Source organism: Kitasatospora sp. NPDC101235 (assembly GCF_044767505.1).
Taxonomy (GTDB): domain Bacteria; phylum Actinomycetota; class Actinomycetes; order Streptomycetales; family Streptomycetaceae; genus Kitasatospora.
The window spans coordinates 217,954-239,555 of record NZ_JBIWNZ010000006.1; the positions used below are offsets into that span (position 1 = coordinate 217,954).

The window sequence follows — 21,602 nt, forward strand, 5'->3', positions numbered from 1 at the left end:
GCACCGGTCGACGGCCCTCCCACCCGGCCCTCCGAAGGGGGCGAACCGATGACTTCCCCTGCCCTGGACACCGCGCCCCGAGAAACCGCCGACCGTTCAGCCGCGCCCCGCCTGGGCGTCGGCCTCGGCTGGCGCAGCGAGATCGACACCGTCGTCGAGCGCCAGCCCGGCCTGGACTGGGTCGAGGTGGTCGCCGAGAACATCTGCGCCGACCACCTGCCCGACTCCCTGACCGTGCTGCGCGAACGCGGGGTCACCGTCGTCCCGCACGGCGTCGGCCTCGGCCTCGGCGGCGCCGACCTGCCCGACCCCGACCGCCTCGCCCGGCTCGCCGAGGCCGCGCTGGCGCTCGGCTCCCCGCTGGTCACCGAGCACCTGGCGTTCGTCCGGGCCGGCGGCCTGGAGGCCGGCCACCTGCTGCCCGTCCCCCGCACCCGGGACTCGCTGCGGGTGATCGCCGAGAACGTCCGGATCGCCCAGGACCAGCTGCCGGTGCCGCTCGCCCTGGAGAACATCGCCACCCAACTCGCCTGGCCGGACGACGAGTTCACCGAAGGGCAGTTCCTCGCCGAGCTGGTCGGCCGCACCGGCGTCCGACTGCTGGTCGACGTCGCCAACCTGCACACCAACCGGGTCAACCTCGGCATCGACCCGGCCGCCGAGCTCGACCGCCTGCCGCTGGAGGCGCTCGCCTACGTCCACGTCGCGGGCGGCACCCTGGTCGACGGCGTCTGGCACGACACCCACGCCCACCCCGTCACCGAACCGGTGCTGGAAGTGCTGGCCGAACTGTGCGCGCGGGTCGCCCCGCCCGGGGTCCTGCTGGAGCGGGACGCCGACTTCCCGCCGCCCAGCGAGCTGGCCGGCGAACTGGACGCCATCCGCCGGGTGCTGGAGGGGAGCACCCGGCGATGACCGACCTGACGAAGACCGCGCCACAGAACGCCGATGCCACCGACCAGGACCTCGCCGCCGCCCGGCAGCGCCTGGCCCGGCGTCAGGAAGAGCTGCTGACCGCCCTGGTGGCCGGCGGCCCCGTCCCGCCCGGCTTCGACGAGCGCCAGGTCCGCGCCCAGTCCACCGGCCTGGCCGCCAAGCGGCGGGACACCACCGCCAAGGTGGCCCCGAACCTGCCCCGCATCCTCGGGGAGCGGTACCGGCCGCTCTTCCTCGGCTACGCCCGCTCCCACCCGCAGACCGGCGGCTACCGCGCCGACGCCCGGGCCTTCGCGCAGTGGGTGCTCACCGACGGCGGCCCGCTCGCCGCCGACCACCGCCGGGCCCTGGAGCAGTGGCTCCACCCGGCCCCCGTACGGCCGCCCGGCCCGCTCGCGCGCCTGCGCCGGGCCCTGCGCCGCCGGCCGCCGACGCCCACCGCAGGGCCCTGACGCACCATCACCACCCGGGGGAACCGCCCATGTGGCACAACAGCTACTTCATCGTCCCGGCCGTCCTGTTGGCGGCCGCCGCCCTGTACGCCGGCCAGACCCGGCAGCGCATCGGCCAGGTCCGGTACGCCAAGGGCCTGCCCGGCCGCGGCCTGCCGCTGCTCGACACCGCGTTCCTGTCCGGCGGGCCGGGGCGGGTGTTCGACACCGCCCTGGTCCGGATGCACCTGACCGAGCGGGCCGTGGTCAGCCGCTCCGGCCTGGTCACGCTCACCGGCGCCAAGCCGTACGACGCCGTCGACCAGGCGGTCCAGGACGCCGTCGGCCCGGCCGGGAGCCGCGAGATCGGCCCGCTGCGCCATGCGGTGATGCGTTCCGCCGCCGTCCAGGAGATCGGCGACCGGCTCGCCGACCGGGGCCTGATGCGCCGCCCCGAGCGGTTGCGACGGGCCCGCACCGCCCGTCGGCTGCTCTGGCTCGCGCTGCTCCTCGTGGCGGCCTCGGCCGTGGCCGCCAAGCTGCTGGACGACGGCGTCGCCGGCCGCGAGCGCCCGAACCTCTGGGTGCCGGGCACCCTGCTCCTCGTCGGCTTCGTCACGCTGCTCGCCACCCCGCCGGTCAGGAGCCGGATCACCCCGGCCGGGCAGCGCCAACTCTCCCTGATGCAGGGCCGGCCGTGGACGCCCAACGCCGGGATGCCGCCCCGGCTGGCCGGTGGCGCGCTGCTGGGCGCGCTCGCGCTCGGCGGGCTGGCGGCGGCGGGGATGGAGGACCAGGAGCTGCAGGCCGCGATGCTGGCCGCGTCGGCCGAGGACGAGGTCGTCCGGCAGGCCGCCGCGTCCCCGCTGTCCTCTTCGTCCTCGTCCTCGTCCTCGTCGTCCTCGCCGTCCTCCTCCTGCTCCTCCGGTTCGGACGGCGGCTCCGCCGCTTGGTGCGGGTCGTCCTCGTCCGGCTGCGGCTCCTCGTCCTCCTCCAGCTGCGGGTCGTCCTCGTCCAGCTGCGGCTCCTCGTCCTCCTCCTGCGGCTCGTCCTCCTCCAGCTGCGGCTCCTCGTCCTCCTCCTGCGGCTCGTCCTCCTCCAGCTGCGGCGGCGGGAGCAGCTGCGGCTCCTGAGGCTCCCCGGCCGGCTCGCGCGCCCGCACCGGGCCCTGCGCCGCCCGCCGCCGACTCGCCCTGACGCCCCACCACCACTCCGGAGGGAACCGCCCATGTGGCACGACAGCTACTTCATCGTCCCGGCCGTCCCGCTGGCGGCCGCCGCCCTGTACGCCGTCTGGACCCGCCACCACATCGGCCGGTTCCGTTTCGCCAAGAGCCTGCCCGGCCGCGGCCTGCCGCTGCTCGACGCCGCGTTCCTGGCCGGCGGGGAGGGCCGGGTGTTCGACACCGCCCTGCTCCGGATGCACCTGACCGAGCGGGCCGTGGTCAGCCGCTCCGGCCTGGTCACGCTCACCGGCGCCAAGCCGTACGACGCCGTCGACCGGGCGATCCGGGACGCCGTCGGCCCGACCGGGAGCCGCGAGATCGCCCCGCTGCGCTACGCGGTGAAGCGCTCCGCCGCCGTCCTGGACATCAGCCACCGACTCGAGGCGCAGGCCCTGGTGTATCCCTTCGCGTGGCGGTGGCGGGTCTCCGTCGCACGTCGGCGGCTCCTGCTCGCGCTGCTCCTCGTGGCGGCCTCCGCCGTGGCCGCCGAACTGCTCGATGACGGCGCCGCCGGTCACGACCGCCCGAACCTCTGGGTCCCGGGCCTGCTGGCGGCCGGGGGCTTGGTCACGATGCTCGCCGCCTGGCCGTCGAAGAAGCGGATCACGCCGGCCGGACGGCGCCAGCTCTCCCTGCTGCGGAACACGCCGTGGACGCCCGAGCACGGCGTACCGCCCCAGTCGGCCGGTGGGGCGCTGCTCGGCGCGCTCGCGCTCGCCGGTCCGGCCGCCGCCGGGCTGGAGAACCCGGAACTGGAGGCCGCGATGCTGGCCGCGGCGGCCCAGGAGGCGACCGTCCGGCACGCGACCGCCGCCGGAACCGCCGCGTCGTCCGCGTCCGGGTCGCCGTCCTCGTCGCCGTCCTCGTCGTCCTCCTCCTCGTCCTCGTCGTGTTCCTCCGGCTCCTCCGGCTTCTCCGGCTGCGGTTCGTCCAGCTGCGGCTCCTCACACTCCTCCGGCTGTGGCTCGTCGCACTCCTCCGGCTGCGGATCCAGCTGCGGATCGGGCTGCGGCGGCGGATCCTGACTCCGGCGGCACCCGCCGGACGTCACAGTTCGGTATCGCGGACCGGGAAGACGTCCCGCGCGCCGTCGACACAGGCATACAACAAGCCCATGTGGTTGCTGTTCCTCGTACCGGCATGCGTCGCGGCGGTCCTGTCCTGCCTCCGGCTGGTCCGGATGACCGCCACCGCCGACGCCCTGGCCGACCAGAACGGCCTGCGGCCCCCCGAAGCCGTCGGCATCGGCCTGTACGAGACCGCCTATCTGGCCGGGGGCCCGGACCGGGTGGTCGAACTCGCCCTCGTCCTGATGGCCGGCCGCGGACGGCTGCACCTGGCGCACACCGGCTGGACCACCGTCGTCGACCCCAAGGGCCGCAGCCGTCTGGAGCGGGCCGTCATCGCCACGGTCGGTCCCGAGGGCCAGTGCCGGACGGACGAGCTGCGCCGGGCGATGGCCGAGCACCCCACCGTGCTGGAGATCGGCGCCCGGCTCACCCTGGCGGGCCTGGCCACCCCGGCCCTGGTACAGCGCAACACCGTGGTGGTGATCCGGCAGGTCCGGCACGCGCTGCTGCTGTCGCTGGTCCTGCTGGCCGCCTCGCTGTCCCTCAGCGGCTTCACCGGCGGTGACACCGTCGCCCCGATCGCCTGGTTCTCGCTGCCGCTGGTGCTCACCTCGGGCACCCTGCTGATGGCCCGGGTCGACGTCTACCCGTACACCCGCTGGGCCTCGCCGATCGGCCAGGAGGTGCTGCGCGAGGTCCGCCCGGCCCGCCAGCGCGGCCTGACCGACGACGAGGAGCGCGAACTGCTCACCGCCGTCGCCATGAACGGCCCGGCCGTCCTGCCCGACGCCCGGCTCCGCGCCGCGCTGCGCCCGCACCGGAGCTGAGACACCACAGTCGAAAACCGGCTGCGTGCACCCCTGTGACCAGGGCAGACTTCCTTCCATGGACAAACAGGACCACGCCGTACTCGACCGCGCCCAGGCCGAAGGACGGCTGGTCCGGCTGCGCCGCACGATCCCCGGCGCCGACCGGCTGGAGGGCTTCGTCCTCGGCACCGGCCCGGTCTGGACCCTGCTCGCCAACTGCGTCGACCACCGCCTCGACGGCTGGACGGCCGTCCACACCTGCACGCTGCACAAGATCCGCGACCGGGCGGGGAGGAGAGCCTGACGGCACGGTCGCTGCGCGGCCGCGGTCTGTGGCCGGTCCCGCCGCCCCGCACTGAGCTGCCGCTGGACGACCATTCCGGCCTGATCGCCGCCGCCTCCGCGGCGTACGGCCTGATCAACCTGCACACCGAGAGAATCGATCCGGACGTCTGCCGGGTCGGTACGGTCACCGAGCTGCGCCCCCGCTCGCTGCGGCTGCACGAGGTCGACCCGGAGGCCCAGTGGTATCCGAAGCCGACCAGGTGCCGACTCCTCGACGTCACCCGGGTCGACCTCGGCACCCACTACACAGACGTGCTGCGCGAGTTCGCCGGGCCGCGGCCCTAGCAAGCCGGAGGCCGGCTCCCCGTACGCGGGGAACCGGCCTCGGCGAGGTCAGCGGTCGCTCAGACCAGGCCGTTCAGCAGCTCGCTGACCGGCTTGCGGCGGCCGGTGAAGAACGGCACCTCCTCGCGGACGTGCAGCCGGGCCCGGGAGGGGCGCAGGTCGCGCATCAGGTCGACGATCCGGTGCAGCTCGTCCGCCTCGAAGGCGAGCAGCCACTCGTAGTCGCCGAGCGCGAACGAGGCCACCGTGTTGGCCCGCACGTCGGGGTAGCCGCGGGCCATCTGACCGTGCTCGGCGAGCATCGCGCGCCGCTCGGCGTCCGGCAGCAGGTACCACTCGTAGGAGCGGACGAACGGGTACACGCAGACGTAGTCGCGCGGGCGCTCGTCGGCGAGGAAGGCCGGGATGTGCGACTTGTTGAACTCGGCCGGGCGGTGCAGCGCCATGTTCGACCAGACCGGCTCCAGCAGTCGGCCGAGGCCGGTGCGGCGGAAGCGGTTGTACGCCTCCTGGAGGTCGTCCGAGTCGGCGGCGTGCCACCAGACCAGGATGTCGGCGTCGGCGCGCAGACCGGAGACGTCGTACGTGCCGCGCACGGTCACGTCCTTGGCGGCCAGCTGGGCGAACAGCTCGTCCACCTCGGCGGTCAGGGCGGTGCGGTCCTCGGGCAGGGCGCCCTTGAGCTTGAACACCGACCACATGGTGTAGCGGATGACCTGGTTCAGGTCGCGCGCCTTCTTCTTCTCGGGCTGCTGCTCCCGCTCAACACTCTCAGTCATGCGTCCATTGTCCTCTCCGTGGAACCTTCCCCCGTCGCCGGGGTCAACAGTCTGTCGACGGCCGCCGCGGCGGCAGCCGCCGATCCGATGCACGCCGGAATGCCCACCCCGTCGTACGCGGCGCCGCACAGCGCCAGCGCACCCACCCGTGCCGCTGCGGCCCGCACCCGGGCCACCCGGTCCAGGTGCCCCACCGGGTACTGCGGCAGACCGGCCGCGAAGCGGGACACGAAGGTGTCGTACGGCCGGGCGGTCAGCCCGATCGCCTCCTCGAGGTCCGCCAGCGACCGCGCCACCAGCTCCTCGTCCGCCAGCCCCAGCACCTCCTCCTCGCGGTACCGGCCCAGCGAGGTGCGCAGCAGGAACGCGTCCGGCGCAGAGCGCTCCAGCCAGCCCCACTTGTTGGAGGAGAAGGTCGAGGCCTTGATCCGCCGCCCGTCCACCGGCGGCACCAGGAAGCCGCTGCCGCTCGGCAGCCGGGCCAGGTCGGCGCGGCGGAAGGCCAGGGTCACCAGGGCCATGCCCGCGTACTCGACGGCGTCCAGCTCGGTGGCGGCCGCCGGGACGTCCTCGCGCAGCAGCCGGGCCGCGGCGGGGGCCGGGACGGCCAGCACCACGGCGTCCGCGTGCAGTACCTGCCCGCCGGTCACCACCCGCCAGCCGTCGGGGGTACGGCGCAGCTCGTCCACCGGGGCGTCGGTGCGCAGGTCCACCCCCGCCTCGACGCAGGCCTCGGCGACCGCGCCGGGCAGGGTGCCGAGGCCTCCGCGCAGGCCCTGGAACACGGGGGCGCCGGCCACCTTCGGCCGGGAGGCCAGCTCGTGCACGCCCTCGACCAGCGAGCCGCCGCCGCGCGCGATCGACAGCAGCTGCGGTACGGCGGCGCGCAGCGAGATCTCGTCGGCGCGGCCGGCGTAGACGCCGCCGAGCAGCGGCTCGACCAGCCGGTCCACCACCTCCCGGCCGAGCCGGTCGGCGACGTAGCGGCCGATCTCGACGTCCTCGCCGACCTCGGTGGGCTGCTCGTGCCGGGCCCGCTCCAGCCCCTCGGCGGTCAGCACCCCGGAGGCGGCCAGCGCCTCCAGGTCACCGGGGACGCCCATCACCTGCCCGCCGGGCAGCGGCCGCAGCGCGCCGCGGGTCCAGATCGCGGCCTTCGCGGTGGTCGGCGGCTCCAGTTCCTGCGCCAGGCCGACCGCCCGGGCCAGCTCCACCGCCTCCGGCCGCCGGGCCAGCACCGACTCGGCCCCGAGGTCCACCCGGACCCCGCCGACCTCCCCGCCCCACAGCTTCCCGCCGACCCGCCCGGACGCCTCCAGCACCGTCACCCGCGCCCGCGCCGGCCCTCCGGCCGCCCCACTCAGGAAGGCGGCCGCAGCCAGCCCCGCGATCCCACCACCGACGACGACGACCTGTGCATCCGACATGCTCCGCAGTCTCGCAGGTCCTTACGCCGGACCCTCAATCCCCTGCACGCCCGAGGTCGATCGCGATCGGGAACGGCGCCCCGAGACGGCGAGTCCGGGGAGCCGGAGAGCCGCCCCTTAGGGTGTGTGCTGTGGAACCGATCGTGGTGAGTGCGTGTCTGGCCGGAATTCCCTGTCGGTACGACGGGCGGGCGAAGACCTCCGACGACGCCGTGCGGCTGGTCAAGGAGGGGCGGGCCGTGGTGGTGTGCCCGGAGGGGGCCGGCGGGTTGCCGACGCCGCGGCCGCCGGCGGAGATCGTGGGCGGGGACGGCGCGGACGTGCTGGACGGGCGGGCCCGGGTGGTGGACGCGACCGGGGCGGACTGCACCGCGGAGTTCCTGGCCGGCGCCCGCGCGGCGCTCGCCGCCGCCGAGGAGGCGGGGGCGGGTCGGGCGGTGCTGATGGCGCGCAGCCCGTCCTGCGGCTGCGGGCAGGTGTACGACGGGACGTTCACCGGGGAGCTGCGCCCCGGTGACGGGGTGACGGCGGCGCTTCTGCGCCGGGCCGGGATCGAGGTCACGGCCGGATAGCGGGCCCCCGGAGCCGGAGGCCCGCCACCCGGGGGTCAGCGCGCGCTGGCCTCGTGGACGAAGGCGACGAGGCGGCTGAGCGCGTCCGGGTCCATGGACGGCATCACGCCGTGGCCGAGGTTGAAGATGTGGCCGCTGGTGCCGAGCGCCTGGGCCGCGTGCAGCACCTCGCGGGCCTTGGTCTCCACGACCTTGGTGGGTGCGAACAGCACTGCCGGGTCGAGGTTGCCCTGCAGCCCCTTGCCCGGGCCGACCCGCTCGGCGGCGACGTTCAGCGGCACCCGCCAGTCGACCCCGACGATGTCCGCGCCGGCCTGGCCCATCAGGCCGAGCAGCTCGCCGGTGCCGACGCCGAAGTGGATCCGCGGCACGCCGTACCCGGCGACGGCGTCGAAGACCTTGGTGCTGGCCGGCATCACCGAGCGGCGGTAGTCGTCCGGCGCGAGCGCGCCGACCCAGGAGTCGAACAGCTGGATCGCCGAGGCACCGGCCTCGATCTGCACCTTGAGGAAGGCCGAGGTGATGTCCGCGAGCCGGTCCACCAGGGCGGCCCACAGCTCGGGCTGCCCGTACATCATGGCCTTGGTGTTCTCGTGGTTCTTGGACGGCCCGCCCTCGACCAGGTAGCTGGCCAGCGTGTACGGCGCTCCGGCGAAGCCGATCAGCGGGGTCTCGCCGAGCTCGTCCACCAGCAGGCCGACGGCCTCGGTGATGTAGGGGACGTCGTCGGGCTCCAGCGGGCGCAGCCGCTTCAGGTCCTCGACGGTGCGGATCGGGTCGGCGATGACCGGGCCGATGCCGGCCTTGATGTCGACGTCGATGCCGACGGCCTTGAGCGGCACCACGATGTCGCTGAAGAAGATCGCCGCGTCCACCTTGTGCCGGCGCACCGGCTGGAGGGTGATCTCCTTGACCAGCTCGGGCCGCATGCAGGACTCCAGCATGGGGATGCCCTCGCGGACCTTCAGGTACTCGGGCAGCGAGCGGCCGGCCTGACGCATGAACCACACCGGGGTGTGCGGCACGGGCTCGTGCCGGCAGGCGCGCAGGAACGCGGAGTCGTACGCGGCGCCGCGGCGCCCGGGGGTGGTCGGGCCGTCGTGGGTGGCCGCCGTCGTGTCTGCCGTTGTCTCGCTCACGCGTCAAATCTTCGCACGCGTGCCGGGCCCGGTTTCCCGGCCGGTCTCGTCGGTTCCTCCAAGATCTGTCCGGGTTTGCCGTTCCGGCACGCCGCAGGGAGAGAAGTTGCGGCGATAACCCCGTTCTTCGACCTAGTCTTCGGGGCATGGCAGCGGTCGGAGGGCACCCCGCGCAGGGTGGCGGAGCAGGTGGCGGAGCGGGTCGCGAGGGGGCACCGAGCGAGTTCCGGGCGGCCGTGGCGGCCCTGGACGGGGCCCGGCTGCGCCCCGAGGTGGAGCTCTCCCCCGCGCCGGCGCCGCGCCGGCTCGCCCCGTACTCGTTCGCGGTGACCGCCTCGGTCGAGGTGGACGGCGAGGAGCTGGCGGACGGCCGGCTGGTACTGCTGTACGACCCGGCCGGGCAGGAGGCCTGGAACGGGGAGTTCCGGGTGGTCACGATGACCCGGGCCGAGTTGGAGCCGGAGATGGCCGGCGACCCGATGCTCTCCGAGGTCGGCTGGGCCTGGCTGCTGGACGCCCTGCAGGCGCACGGCGCCGGGTACGCCGAGCCGTCCGGCACGGTGACCCTGGCCTCCTCCCAGTACTTCGGCGGTCTGGCGGACCGCCCGTCCTCGACCGAGATCGAGATCCGGGCCTCCTGGACCCCGGCCGACGGCCGCTTCGAGCGGCACCTGGCGGCCTGGGCGGACCTGCTGTGCATCAGCGCCGGTCTGCCGCCGGCCGCCCCGACCCCGCAGGGGCCCTCCGAGGTTTCTTCACTCGGTGGAGTGGTCCCGATGCCGTCCCGGCGACGCCCCCGGTCGCACTGACGGGTGGCATCGGGACCCGACGGCACCCGGGAGCCGGACGCCACCCCCAGGGCTGACGGAGTGTGACTTCGAACTCGCTCTGTGTCAATTCGCCGGTCGATACCGACCGATCGACACCGAATCTGATCGATTTTGTGCGAATACCGGGCATGTCGCGTCAATCATTTGCGCGATTTGTCCGTATTGTTACTCACTAGATCGTGATCTTTCGCTAAAGCCGGGCACGGATGCTGCCGAAGCAGACTGTGACCCTTTCCAAACGCGGAACACTCCGACCGCCCCCATCGGGGTTCCGTCCGCCACTCCCCGCAGGAGGCCTGGTGTCGGTCCTTCTTGAGCACCCCGCAAACGTGGTCGCCTACCGGCCGACCAAGCCCACCGCCATGGTGGTCATCGCCGATCCCCGTGTCCGAAACACCGTCACCCGCCACCTCTGGGCACTCGGCGTCCGGGACGTGATCGAGGTGTCGTCGATCGCCGAGGCCCGCCCACGGGTCTCCACCCCACGTGACATCTGCGTCGCCGACGTGCACCTGCCGGACGGCTCCGGGCTGACCATCCTCGCCGAGACCCGCGCCGCGGGCTGGCCCAACGGCCTGGCCCTGTCCGCCGCCGACGACATCGGCGCGGTCCGCAGCGCGCTGGCCGGCGGTGTCAAGGGATACGTGGTGACCGGCACCCGGACGAACGTCGCGATGCCGGGCCGCCCCGGGATGCCGCTCGGCGCCGCCGGGCTGGCCGGCCGGATGCGCCGCCCCGGGATGCCGGGCATGCCGGGCGCGGCCGGTGCTCCGGGTGCCCCTGGCGCCCCTGGCGCCCCTGGCGCCCCCGGTGCGCCGGGCGCGCAGCAGGCCGCCTACCGCGAGCTGTCCGGCCGCGAGGTCGAGGTGCTGCGACTGGTCGCCGAAGGACAGTCCAATAAGGCGATCGGCGTAGCGATGGGTCTGTCCGCGCTCACCGTCAAGAGCCACCTCGCACGGATCGCCCGCAAGCTGGGCACCGGCGACCGTGCCGGAATGGTCGCGGTCGCGCTGCGCACCGGCATCATCCACTGAGCCGGGCACTTTGGACCGCTGCGGCGGCCGAGGAGGAACGTTTCCTCCTCGGCCGCCGCAGCGCTGTCCCAGGGGCCCGTGACGCGCTCGCCCGGCCCCGGAGACGGGCGGGCGATCAACAGTCTGACCAGTCCGACAACACTCCCGGTCGCGAGGACCGTCGTACCCTTGGGGGGTGACCGACGCCGTAGCAGCCATCCCAGAAGAAGCAGCCCCGGTCCCGCTCCTCGAACCGAAGGAGGGGATCCCGCCCGTGGTGGCGGACGACCGGGCGCTGGCCGCCACCGTCGCCGCCTTCGCCGCGGGCACCGGACCGGTGGCCGTCGACGCCGAACGGGCCTCCGGCTACCGCTACGGGCAGCGCGCCTACCTCATTCAGCTGCGCCGCGCGGGTTCCGGCTCCGCCCTGATCGACCCGATCGCCTGCCCGGACCTCAGTGCGCTCGGCAGGGCCGTCGAGGGCGCCGAATGGGTGGTCCACGCGGCCTCCCAGGATCTGCCCTGTCTGTCCGAGGTCGGCATGAGACCCCGGCAGCTGTTCGACACGGAGCTGGCCGGGCGGATCGCCGGCTTCGCCCGGGTGGGCCTCGGGCCGATGACCGAGAACGTGCTCGGGCTGAGCCTGGCCAAGGAGCACTCGGCGGTCGACTGGTCCACCCGCCCGCTGCCCGAGCCGTGGCTGCGCTACGCCGCTCTGGACGTCGAGGTGCTGGTCGAGCTGCGCAACGCACTCGAACGGGAGCTGGACGCCCAGGGCAAGCTCGGCTGGGCGATGGAGGAGTTCGCCTCGATCGCCGCCGCGCCCCGCCCGGCCCCGCGCACCGACCCGTGGCGCCGCACCTCGCAGCTGCACAAGATCCGCCGCCGCCGTCAGCTGGCCGTGGTGCGCGAGCTCTGGCTGGCCCGCGACCGGATGGCCCAGGACCGCGACGTCTCCCCCGGCCGGGTGCTCTCGGACGCCGCGATCGTCAACGCCGCACTGGCCATGCCGCTGAACATCGCCTCCCTGCAGGCCGTCCAGGGCTTCGGCCCCCGGGTCCACCGGCGCCAGCTGGAGCAGTGGCTGGCGGCCGTGCAGCGCGGCCGGGAGATCCCGGAGAACCTGCTGCCGCCGGCCACCGCGCCGCACGACGGACCGCCGCCGCCGCGGGCCTGGGCCGAGAAGGACCCGGTGGCCGCCGCCCGGCTCGCCGGCGCGCGTAGCGCGGTCAGCGAGCTGGCCGAGCGGTACCGCCTGCCGGCCGAGAACCTGATCACGCCGGACCTGGTCCGGCGGGTCTCCTGGCAGCCGCCCGCCGACCCGGGCCCCGAGAGCGTGGCCGCCGCACTGCGCGGGCTCGGCGCCCGGAAGTGGCAGGTGGAGCTGGTGGCGGCGGCGGTGTCCGCCGCGTTCCTCGCGGCCGCGGCCGCGGGCTGATCACGGCCCGGCCGATCAGGCACCACATGGAAGGGGATGTCGTCCGTACGGGCGACATCCCCTTCGTCGTACCCGGGAACGGCGTTCCTGGTCGGACGGGCCGGGGAACGTGTCGGGGGACACATGGTCGGATCCCTCCGAGGGGCCTGGGCAGGTTGGTTACCGGCGGGTAGCATGGCCGTGATGCGGCGCCGCTCGGGCCTTCGACGGCGGCAGCCTGCCCACCTCGAAATGTTGGTCCCTGGGAGGAGAGCCCCCGTGCCTCGTACCGCGAGGGACGTCGTCTTCGTTGACGGCGTCCGCACCCCGTTCGGCAAGGCCGGCCCGAAGGGCATCTACCACGAGACGCGCGCCGACGACCTGGTCGTCAAGTGCATCCGGGAGCTCGTGCGCCGTAACCCGAACCTGCCCGTCGAGCGCATCGACGAGGTCGCCATCGCGGCCACCACGCAGATCGGCGACCAGGGTCTGACCATCGGGCGCACCGCCGCCCTGCTGTCCGGCCTGCCGAAGTCCGTCCCCGGCTACGCGATCGACCGCATGTGCGCCGGCGCGCTGACCGCCGTGACCACCACCGCCGGCGGCATCGCCTTCGGCGCGTACGACGTGGTCGTGGCCGGCGGCGTCGAGCACATGGGCCGCCACCCGATGGGTGAGGGCGTCGACCCGAACCCGCGGTTCGTCTCCGAGAAGCTGGTCGACGAGTCCGCCCTGTTCATGGGCATGACCGCGGAGAACCTGCACGACCGCTTCCCGCACCTGACCAAGGAGCGCTGCGACGCCTACGCCGTGCGCTCCCAGGAGAAGGCCGCCAAGGCGTACGCCAACGGCGACATCCAGCCCGACCTGGTGCCGATCTCGATCCGCAACACCAACCCCGAGGTCGGCGAGACCGGCTGGGGCCTGGCCACCGTGGACGAGCCGCTGCGCCCGGGCACCACGATGGAGAGCCTGGCGGGTCTCAAGACCCCGTTCCGTCCGCACGGCAACATCACCGCGGGCAACTCGGCCGGTCTGAACGACGGTGCCACCGCCTCGCTGCTGGCCGCCGAGGACGTCGCCGAGGAGCTCGGCCTCCCGGTCAGGATGCGCCTGGTCTCGTACGCCTTCGCGGGCGTCGAGCCCGAGGTCATGGGCATCGGCCCGGTGCCGGCCACCGAGAAGGCGCTGGCCAAGGCCGGTCTGACCATCGACGACATCCAGGCCTTCGAGATCAACGAGGCCTTCGCCGTCCAGGTGCTGTCCTTCCTGGACCACTACGGCATCGCGGACGACGACGAGCGGGTCAACCCGTACGGCGGTGCGATCGCCTTCGGCCACCCGCTGGCCTCCTCCGGCGTGCGCCTGATGAACCAGCTGGCCCGCCGCTTCGAGCAGCGCCCGGACGTCCGCTACGGCCTCACCACGATGTGCATCGGCTTCGGCATGGGCGGCACCGTCATCTGGGAGAACCCGCACTTCGAGGGTGGTAAGTGACCATGACGAGCACCACTGAGCTGCTGACCCGCGGCGCCGAGCTCTTCCCCGGCGAGGTCGTCACGACCGCGCACGTCCGCCACCTCGACCTGCCGCTGCAGGCCGGCAAGCTGGCCCTGATCACCCTGGACAACGGCTTCGACCACACCAAGCCGACCACCTTCGGCCCGGGCTCGCTGCTCAAGCTGAACGAGGCACTGGACCAGGTCGAGGCCGAGGCCACCGAGGGCACGATCGTCGGCGCCGCGATCACCGGCAAGCCGTTCATCTTCGCGGTCGGCGCCGACCTCAAGGGCGTCGAGCTGCTCCAGGAGCGCGCGGACGCGCTGGCCATCGGCAAGGGCGGCCACGACGTCTTCAAGCGGATCGCCGCGCTGCCCGTCCCCACCTTCGCCTTCTACAACGGCGCGGCGATGGGCGGCGGCGTCGAGGTCGGCCTGCACTGCGACTACCGCACGGTGTCGGCGGGCGTCCCGGCCTTCTCGCTGCCCGAGGTCTTCCTCGGCCTCGTCCCCGGCTGGGGCGGCTGCACCATCCTGCCGAACCTGATCGGTGCCGGTAAGGCCGTCAAGGTCGTCATCGAGAACTCGATGAACCAGAACAAGCAGCTCAAGGGCAAGGACGTGTTCGAGCTGGGGATCGCCGACGCGATCTTCGAGCCGGCCGACTTCCTGGAGCAGTCGCTGCTGTGGGCCGCCAAGGTCCTCAAGGGCGACGCCGTCGTCGAGCGCGAGGCGATCGACCGCGGCAAGGCCTGGGACGACGCCGTCGCCTGGGGCCGCCTGGTCGCCGACGGCAAGGTGCACGGTGCCGCTCCGGCCGCCTACAAGGCGCTGGACATCATCGCCGCCGCCAAGGACTTCGACCTCGCGGACAAGGCGAGCCTGCAGGCCGGCTTCGACGCCGAGGACGCGGCCCTGGCCGACCTCATCATGAGCGGTGAGCTGCGCAGCGGCATCTACGCCTTCAACCTGGTGCAGCGCCGGGCCAAGCGCCCCGTCGGCGCGCCGGACAAGTCGCTGGCCCGCTCGGTCACCAAGGTCGGCGTCGTCGGTGCCGGTCTGATGGCCTCGCAGCTGGCGCTGCTGTTCGCCCGCCGTCTGGAGGTGCCGGTGGTCCTCACCGACATCGACCAGGAGCGCGTCGACAAGGGCGTCGGCTACGTCCACGCCGAGATCGACAAGCTGCTCGGCAAGGGCCGGATCGGCCAGGACAAGGCCAACCGCCTCAAGGGCCTGGTCTCCGGCTCGCTGGACAAGGCCGCCGCCTTCGGCGACGCGGACTTCGTCATCGAGGCCGTGTTCGAGGAGATGGGCGTCAAGCAGGCCGTCTTCGCGGACCTGGAGAACGTGGTCTCGCCGACCTGCGTGCTGGCGACCAACACCTCCTCGCTGTCGGTCACCGAGATGGCCTCGAAGCTGAAGCACCCCGAGCGGGTCGTCGGCTTCCACTTCTTCAACCCGGTCGCGATCCTGCCGCTGCTGGAGATCGTCCGCGGCGAGCAGACCGACGACGCCTCGCTGGCCACCGCCTTCGCCGTGTCGAAGAAGCTGAAGAAGACCTCGGTGCTGGTCAAGGACGCCCCGGCGTTCGTGGTGAACCGGATCCTGACCCGCTTCATGGGCGAGATCCAGGACATCATCGACGAGGGCACCCCGATCGCCGACGTCGAGAAGGCCGTCGAGCCGCTCGGCCTGCCGATGTCCCCGATCGTGCTGCTGGAGCTGGTCGGCCCGGCCATCGCCCTGCACGTCTCGGAGACCCTGCACGGCGCCTTCCCGGAGCGGTTCACCGTCTCCGAGAACCTCGCCAAGGTCGTCAAGGCCGGCAAGCGCGGCTTCTACACCTGGACGGACGGCCGGCAGGTCCTCGACCCCGAGGTGCTGGAGCTGCTGTCCTTCGGCGACTCGGTGCTCACCGGGGAGCAGGTCCGCGCCCGCGCCCTGGAGGCCGTGGCGCAGGAGATCGGCCTGATGCTGGAGGAGGGTGTCGTCGCCGAGGCGCAGGACATCGACCTCTGCATGATCACCGGTGCCGGCTGGCCCTTCCACCTGGGCGGGATCACCCCGTACCTGGACCGTGAGGGCGTCTCGGAGCGGGTGAACGGCAAGACCTTCCTCGCCCCCGGCGTGGCCTCGGTGCCCGCGTAAGGCGGAGCCCGTACACGGAGGAGCCCCGGTGACCGAGCGGTCACCGGGGCTCCTCCGTGTGCACGGACGTCATCACGCTGCGTCCGTGTACGGACGTCTCAGTGCTTCAGGCGGTAGACCACGGTGTCGGCGAAGACGCCGACCATCTCGTAGTGGGTGTCCAGCAGGTTCTCGATCCGGGGGACCATGACGGGCTGGTACGGGGCGATGCCGGAGTCGTCGACCACGACCTCGGGCAGGCCGTTGGCCAGCTCCTTGTCGAAGGTCTGCCAGGCGTTGGCGACGCTGAACTGCTCGCCGACGTTCTGGTTGCCGTCCTTGCCGCCGCTGTAGTTGGTGAGGAAGCCGGCGGTCAGGTAGCGGGTGGCGGGCTTGCGGTCGGCCAGCCAGTACAGCTCGGGGTGCATGCCCCAGACCAGCACGGTGTCCTTGGGGGTGGTCTGGTTGGCGACGGCGGTGGCGACCTCGGTGGTGCGGTTGAGCCGCTCCCCCGGCCAGGCCAGCGCCAGGCCCCAGAACACCGTGGCGGCGACCGTGGTGTACACCAGGACGGGCTTCCAGCGGATCGCCGAGGTGGCGACCGCCCCGGTGCCCAGCAGCACCAGCGGCGGCATCAGCTGGAGGTAGTAGTGGCCGAAGAAGTGGAAGCCCACGCTGACCGCGACGACCGAGGAGAGCAGCCAGACCCACAGGTCGGTGGTCGAGCCGTGCTCCTCGCCGGCCACCGGCAGCGGACGGTGGCGGTACTTGAGCCAGAGCCGGCGCCCGACCGGGAGCAGGAAGCCCAGGCCGGCCGCGCCCAGGATGGCCGAGTTGCCGAGCGCCCGGCCGAGCATCTGGAGCCAGGCGCCGCCGAAGGAGGCGTAGTCGCCGCTGCCGGTGACCACCCAGAAGAGGAAGCCCTTGGGCTTGGTGAGGATCACCGCGACCAGCGCTATCGGCAGGATGAAGCCGAACCCGATCTTGAACAGCGCGGGCGGCCAGCGCACCCCGCGCCGGCGGGCGTCCTGGAACAGCATCCAGAGCACCGGCAGCAGCACCGCGCCGCCGGTCTGCTTGGTCAGTGAACACAGGGCGACCGCGATGCCCGCGGCCAGCCAGCGTCGCCGTTCGGCGTACCGGAAGGCGGCCACCATGGCGGGCAGCATGAAGACCTCGAAGGTCGCCGCCTGGGTGTCCTCCGGGGAGAGCCCGATGGAGACCAGCAGGTAGAGCAGTCCGGCCCCGGCCCCGGCCCGGTTGCCCCAGCGGCCGCGGGCGATCGAGGCCAGCAGGATCGCCGTGACCAGGTGGGCCACCACCGCCAGGGTGCGCAGCGGCCAGAGCGAGGCGGAGCCGAAGACCGCGAAGCAGGCCTGGTAGAGCCAGGGCAGCAGCGGCGGCTTGCGGTCCACGACGGTGTCGTACAGCACCCCGCCGTCCGCCAGCATCCGGGCCTGGGTGGCCAGGAAGCCCTCGTCCGGGCTCCAGACGGGCCGGGCGAAGGAGGGGATGTGGGTGAGCAGCGCGACCAGCGCGAGCACCGGCACCAGCCTGGTCCAGTACCCGGTGAGCACACGGGTGCGGACACGCTCGGGCAGGCGCTCGGCCAGTCCGGTGAGGCGGAGGCGGGTGGGGGTCGGCACGGTGGACAACCTACCGGGCGGGATCGGCGCCGGTGGCGCCGGTCCCGCCTTTCAGTGCGATTGTCAGCTTGTTCCGTGACGAACTGTTACGAAGTTACGACGAACAGTCGCCTGCGGAACGGGTGGCCGGTCCGACACGAACAAGGCGTCGGCCCTTCGCGAGGCCCTTTCGTCAGGCCTTGACCGGCGCCGCGTCCAGCTTGGCGACCAGCGCGGTCACCTTCCGGGCGATGTCCTGGGCGTTCAGGCCGATCTCGGCCAGGATCTCGGCCCGGCTGGCGTGGTCCAGGAACTCCTGCGGGATGCCGAAGTCGCGCACCGGCAGGTCCACGTCCGCGTCCCGCAGCGCCTGCGCGACGGCCGCGCCGACACCGCCCACCCGGCCGTTGTCCTCGATCGTGACGACCACCCGGTGCTCGGCGGCCAGGCCCGGCAGGGCCCGGTCCACCGGCTTGACCCAGCGCGGGTCCACCACGGTGGCGGTGATGCCCTGGGCGGCCAGCAGGTCGGCGACCTCCAGGCTGGTGGGGGCCATCGCGCCGACCGAGACGATCAGCACGTCGGCGCGGTGGGCGCCGGAGGGCTCCTCGGCGGCGCGCAGCACGTCCATGCCGCCGATCCGGCCGACCGCGGGGACGGCCGGGCCGACCGTGCCCTTGGAGTAGCGGACCACGGTCGGGGCGTCCTTGACCTCGACGGCCTCGCGCAGCTGGGCGCGGACCTGGTCGGCGTCGCGCGGGGCGGCCAGCCGCAGGGTCGGGATGATCTGCAGCATCGACATGTCCCACATGCCGTTGTGCGAGGCGCCGTCGTCGCCGGTGACGCCGGCCCGGTCCAGGACGAAGGTGACGCCCAGCTTGTGCAGGGCGACGTCCATCAGGACCTGGTCGAAGGCCCGGTTCAGGAAGGTCGCGTAGACCGCGAACACCGGGTGCAGGCCGTTGGTGGCCAGACCGGCGGCGCTGGTGACGGCGTGCTGCTCGGCGATGCCGACGTCGAAGATGCGGTCCGGGAAGGCCTCGGCGAACGGGGCCAGGCCGACCGGGTGGAGCATGGCGGCGGTGATGCCGACGATGTCCTCGCGCTCGTGGCCGAGCGCGACCATCTCCTCGGCGAAGACCGAGGTCCAGCTCCGACCGCCGCCGGTCTTGATCGGCAGACCGGTCTCCGGGTGGATCACGCCGACCGCGTGGAAGCGGTCCTCGTCGTTGTTCTCGGCGGCGTGGTAGCCGCGGCCCTTCTCGGTGAGGCAGTGCACGATCACCGGGCCGCCGAAGCCGCGCGCCTTGGTCAGCGCGGACTCCAGGGCGGTCAGGTCGTGGCCGTCGATCGGGCCGATGTACTTGAGGCCGAGGTCCTCGAACATGCCCTGCGGGGCGATGAAGTCCTTGAGGCCCTTCTTGGCGCCGTGCAGCGTCTCGAACAGCTGCTGGCCGACCACCGGGGTGCGCTGGAGCGCGTCCTTGCCCCAGGACAGGAAGCGCTCGTAGCCCTGGGTGGTGCGCAGGGTGGCGAGGTGGTTGGCCAGGCCGCCGATGGTCGGGGAGTACGAGCGCTCGTTGTCGTTGACGACGATGACGAGCGGGCGGTCCTTGGCGTCGGCGATGTTGTTGAGCGCCTCCCAGGCCATGCCGCCGGTGAGCGCACCGTCGCCGATCACCGCGACGACCGGGTCGTTCTTGCCCAGCAGCTGGTTGGCCTTGGCCAGACCGTCGGCGTACGAGAGCACCGTGGAGGCGTGCGAGTTCTCGATCACGTCGTGCTCGGACTCGGCGCGGGACGGGTAGCCGGACAGGCCGCCCTTCATCCGCAGCCGGGAGAAGTCCTGGCGGCCGGTGAGCAGCTTGTGGACGTAGCTCTGGTGACCGGTGTCGAAGAGGATCCGGTCGCGCGGCGAGTCGAAGACCCGGTGCAGCGCGATGGTCAGCTCCACCACGCCGAGGTTGGGGCCGAGGTGGCCGCCCGTCTTGGAGACCTCGGTCACCAGGAAGGTCCGGATCTCCTGGGCCAGTGCGGCCAGCTGTCCGGGCGTGAGCCGGTCGAGATCGCGCGGTCCCCGAATGCGGGTCAGCAGGGCCACCCGTTCCTCCTCGTTCAGTCTTCGCGGACCACGGACGGTCCGACGGGCGTCGCTGCCCGGCCCGGCGGCAGGCCGACGGTCCCGGCCGGTGGCGACCGGTCGAGTCTAATGTCCGCCTGCCGGACACCGGGCGGCGCGCCCGGTTCCACTGTTCGGTTGCCGCCGTTCCGGGAGGTCGGGCGGGGTAGGCGGGTCACGCCAGGTTGACGCACGGGCGTTCGGGCATGCTTATGCGGTCAGGGCCGACCATTCGGAGTCGACTGTCCGGGATCGGCTATTCGAAGTCAATCATGTGGAGTTGACCGTCCGGGGCCGACCCGGACGGCGCCGCGGCCGCCCGGAGGCGTCACGCGCGGCCCAGCGCGCCGGACTCCCCCATCTCGCTCATCACCAGGGCCAGCGCGCCGAGCACCTCGGCCCGGCCGCCGAGGGTACCGGGGACGACCGAGAGCTGACGGGCGGCGCTCGGGATCGCGTAGCGGGCCACCGAGTCCCGGATCGGGGCGAGCACCAGCTCACCGGCCTCGGCGAGATCCCCGCCGAGGATCACCCGGCGGGGGTTGAGCAGGTTGCACAGGGTGGCGACCCCGGTGCCGATCTGCCGGCCCGCGTCGGCGATCACCCGGCGGCAGCCGAGGTCGCCCTGCTGCGCCAGCTCGACCACCCGGGGCAGGCTGAGGTCCGGGCCGAGGGTGGGGACCAGCAGCGAGAGCAGGTAGCGGGAGCCGACGAAGGTCTCCAGGCAGCCGCGGTTGCCGCAGCGGCAGACCGGCCCGGCCTCGTCCAGGGTGATGTGCCCGATCTCACCGGCGGTGCCGCCCGGCCCGCGGTAGATCTGGCCGTTGACCACCAGCCCGGCGCCGACGCCGCTGGCGACCTTGATGTAGGCAAGGTCACTCAGCCCGCGGCCGGCACCCCAGACCAGCTCGCCGAGCGCGCCCAGGTTGGCGTCGTTGTCCACGTGCACCGGCATGCCGAGCCGCTCGCCCAGCTCCCGGCCCGGGGCGATGCCCGTCCAGCCGGGGAGGATCGCGGTGGAGCCGAGCGCGCCGGTCTCGACGTCGATCGGGCCGGGCACGCCGAGGCCGACGCCGATCACCTTGTCGGGGCGGAACCCGGCCTGCGCCAGCAGCCGCTCGACCATCGCCTCGGCGCGGTCGAAGCCCTGCTGGGCGGAGACGTCGACGTCGATCGGGGCGCTCTCCTCGGCCAGCACCCGGTGGGCCAGGTTGCCGACCGCGACGCGCAGGTGGGTGTGGCCGAAGTCGATGCCGACGACGATGCCGGCGTCCCCGCTGAGCGAGACACTGCGTGCGCGGCGGCCGCCGGAGGAGGTGTCGGCGACCACGACGGTGCCGCTCTCCTTCAACTCCCGCACGATGTTGGACACGGTGGCCGCGGACAGTCCGGTGCCGCGGGCGATCTCGGCCTGGGTCAGCGAGCCGGCCATCCGCACCGCGCGGAGCACCCGTTCCAGGTTCGCCCGGTGCAGCGACGACTGCGAGCCCGGTGTGTCCGTCGACATGATCCACCCTCCCAGGGCGGGGACCCCTCCGCCGGGCGTCCCCTTCAACTCCTGAAGGGTACGGCCCGGGCGCCCGGGCGGGGATCCCGGCCGGGGCGGACGGGCGCACCCGGGGGGCGCGGACGGCGGCCGACCGGCGCGGACCGCGACGCGGGGGCCGCCGGGCGCTCGGCGTGGGGGCGCGGTGATCGGGAGGTGAAGGTGTTGCACGGCCCGGCCTGCGGAGAGGGGGACCAGCGGTCCTGGCCGCGGCCGAAAACCACACACCACTACCATGGTGCCCAATTCTCACCCGTCCCATCGGAGCCGTGGACGGCACCGGCAGGGGGACGCTTCCACACATGACGGGGAATCAGATGGCAGGGGATCACCCTACGCCGGGGGCAGGCGAAACGCCCGGCAGCGGCCCGCAGGACAACCGGGGCGTCTCGTTCGGGCGCCCGCCA

Annotated in this window: 16 protein-coding genes and 1 pseudogene; 11 read left to right on the forward strand and 6 right to left on the reverse strand. The window is 73.3% G+C overall.

What is annotated here, in order from left to right:
* The first annotated feature begins 48 nt into the window (after positions 1–48).
* The 5 genes and pseudogenes from ACIRRH_RS13085 to ACIRRH_RS13105 all read left to right on the forward strand — a co-directional run bounded on the left by ACIRRH_RS13085 (position 49) and on the right by ACIRRH_RS13105 (position 4,776).
* Positions 49–1,388: pseudogene (locus ACIRRH_RS13085) on the forward strand (DUF692 domain-containing protein).
* A 29-nt stretch (positions 1,389–1,417) separates the two neighbouring features.
* Entirely contained in the window at positions 1,418–2,500 is a 1,083-nt protein-coding gene (locus tag ACIRRH_RS13090; RefSeq protein ID WP_403066036.1) for a TIGR04222 domain-containing membrane protein, read from the forward strand.
* 95 nt (positions 2,501–2,595) lie between these two features.
* On the forward strand, positions 2,596–3,618 hold the full coding sequence (locus ACIRRH_RS13095) for a TIGR04222 domain-containing membrane protein (RefSeq protein ID WP_403066275.1): 1,023 nt from the start codon (positions 2,596–2,598) through the stop codon (positions 3,616–3,618).
* 89 nt (positions 3,619–3,707) lie between these two features.
* Positions 3,708–4,490 (forward strand): TIGR04222 domain-containing membrane protein, encoded by a 783-nt coding sequence (locus ACIRRH_RS13100; protein WP_403066038.1) that lies wholly within the window; start codon positions 3,708–3,710, stop codon positions 4,488–4,490.
* 58 nt (positions 4,491–4,548) lie between these two features.
* A complete protein-coding gene (locus tag ACIRRH_RS13105) occupies positions 4,549–4,776 on the forward strand; it encodes a hypothetical protein (RefSeq protein ID WP_403066040.1) in 228 nt (75 codons plus the stop codon).
* 385 nt (positions 4,777–5,161) lie between these two features.
* On the opposite strand, the gene hemQ is transcribed toward ACIRRH_RS13105, so the two are convergent.
* Complete coding sequence (hemQ, locus tag ACIRRH_RS13110; RefSeq protein ID WP_403066042.1) at positions 5,162–5,881, reverse strand: hydrogen peroxide-dependent heme synthase; 720 nt, start codon at positions 5,879–5,881, stop codon at positions 5,162–5,164.
* Positions 5,878–7,308, reverse strand: a complete 1,431-nt coding sequence (gene hemG, locus ACIRRH_RS13115; protein WP_403066044.1) for a protoporphyrinogen oxidase — start codon at positions 7,306–7,308, stop codon at positions 5,878–5,880. The genes hemQ and hemG overlap by 4 nt, the downstream gene beginning before the upstream one ends.
* A gap of 131 nt (positions 7,309–7,439) precedes the next feature.
* Between hemG and ACIRRH_RS13120 the strand changes: the two genes are divergently transcribed.
* A complete protein-coding gene (locus ACIRRH_RS13120) occupies positions 7,440–7,880 on the forward strand; it encodes a DUF523 domain-containing protein (protein WP_403066046.1) in 441 nt (146 codons plus the stop codon).
* Positions 7,881–7,915: 35 nt separating this feature from the next.
* Here ACIRRH_RS13120 and hemE read toward each other — a convergent pair whose 3' ends face one another.
* Positions 7,916–8,929, reverse strand: a complete 1,014-nt coding sequence (gene hemE / locus ACIRRH_RS13125) for a uroporphyrinogen decarboxylase (RefSeq protein ID WP_403066277.1) — start codon at positions 8,927–8,929, stop codon at positions 7,916–7,918.
* A 236-nt stretch (positions 8,930–9,165) separates the two neighbouring features.
* Between hemE and ACIRRH_RS13130 the strand changes: the two genes are divergently transcribed.
* The 5 genes from ACIRRH_RS13130 (at position 9,166) to ACIRRH_RS13150 (ending at position 15,926) form a co-directional block, all read left to right on the forward strand.
* Positions 9,166–9,828: a DUF3000 domain-containing protein gene (locus ACIRRH_RS13130; RefSeq protein ID WP_403066048.1), complete on the forward strand. Its 663-nt coding sequence runs from the start codon at positions 9,166–9,168 to the stop codon at positions 9,826–9,828.
* 320 nt (positions 9,829–10,148) lie between these two features.
* Complete coding sequence (locus ACIRRH_RS13135; protein WP_380766605.1) at positions 10,149–10,883, forward strand: LuxR C-terminal-related transcriptional regulator; 735 nt, start codon at positions 10,149–10,151, stop codon at positions 10,881–10,883.
* A 175-nt stretch (positions 10,884–11,058) separates the two neighbouring features.
* Positions 11,059–12,300, forward strand: coding sequence for an HRDC domain-containing protein (locus tag ACIRRH_RS13140; RefSeq protein WP_403066051.1), 1,242 nt, complete (start codon positions 11,059–11,061; stop codon positions 12,298–12,300).
* A gap of 258 nt (positions 12,301–12,558) precedes the next feature.
* Positions 12,559–13,776, forward strand: coding sequence for a thiolase family protein (locus tag ACIRRH_RS13145; protein ID WP_403066053.1), 1,218 nt, complete (start codon positions 12,559–12,561; stop codon positions 13,774–13,776).
* A 2-nt stretch (positions 13,777–13,778) separates the two neighbouring features.
* A complete protein-coding gene (locus ACIRRH_RS13150; protein WP_403066055.1) occupies positions 13,779–15,926 on the forward strand; it encodes a 3-hydroxyacyl-CoA dehydrogenase NAD-binding domain-containing protein in 2,148 nt (715 codons plus the stop codon).
* A gap of 98 nt (positions 15,927–16,024) precedes the next feature.
* Here the strand turns inward: ACIRRH_RS13150 and ACIRRH_RS13155 are convergent, their stop codons facing one another.
* From ACIRRH_RS13155 to ACIRRH_RS13165, 3 genes are all read right to left on the reverse strand, one after another.
* Positions 16,025–17,551: an ArnT family glycosyltransferase gene (locus ACIRRH_RS13155; RefSeq protein WP_403066057.1), complete on the reverse strand. Its 1,527-nt coding sequence runs from the start codon at positions 17,549–17,551 to the stop codon at positions 16,025–16,027.
* A 172-nt stretch (positions 17,552–17,723) separates the two neighbouring features.
* Positions 17,724–19,631, reverse strand: a complete 1,908-nt coding sequence (gene dxs / locus ACIRRH_RS13160; RefSeq protein WP_403066059.1) for a 1-deoxy-D-xylulose-5-phosphate synthase — start codon at positions 19,629–19,631, stop codon at positions 17,724–17,726.
* A 346-nt stretch (positions 19,632–19,977) separates the two neighbouring features.
* A complete protein-coding gene (locus tag ACIRRH_RS13165; protein ID WP_403066061.1) occupies positions 19,978–21,156 on the reverse strand; it encodes an ROK family protein in 1,179 nt (392 codons plus the stop codon).
* Positions 21,157–21,602: the final 446 nt, after the last annotated feature.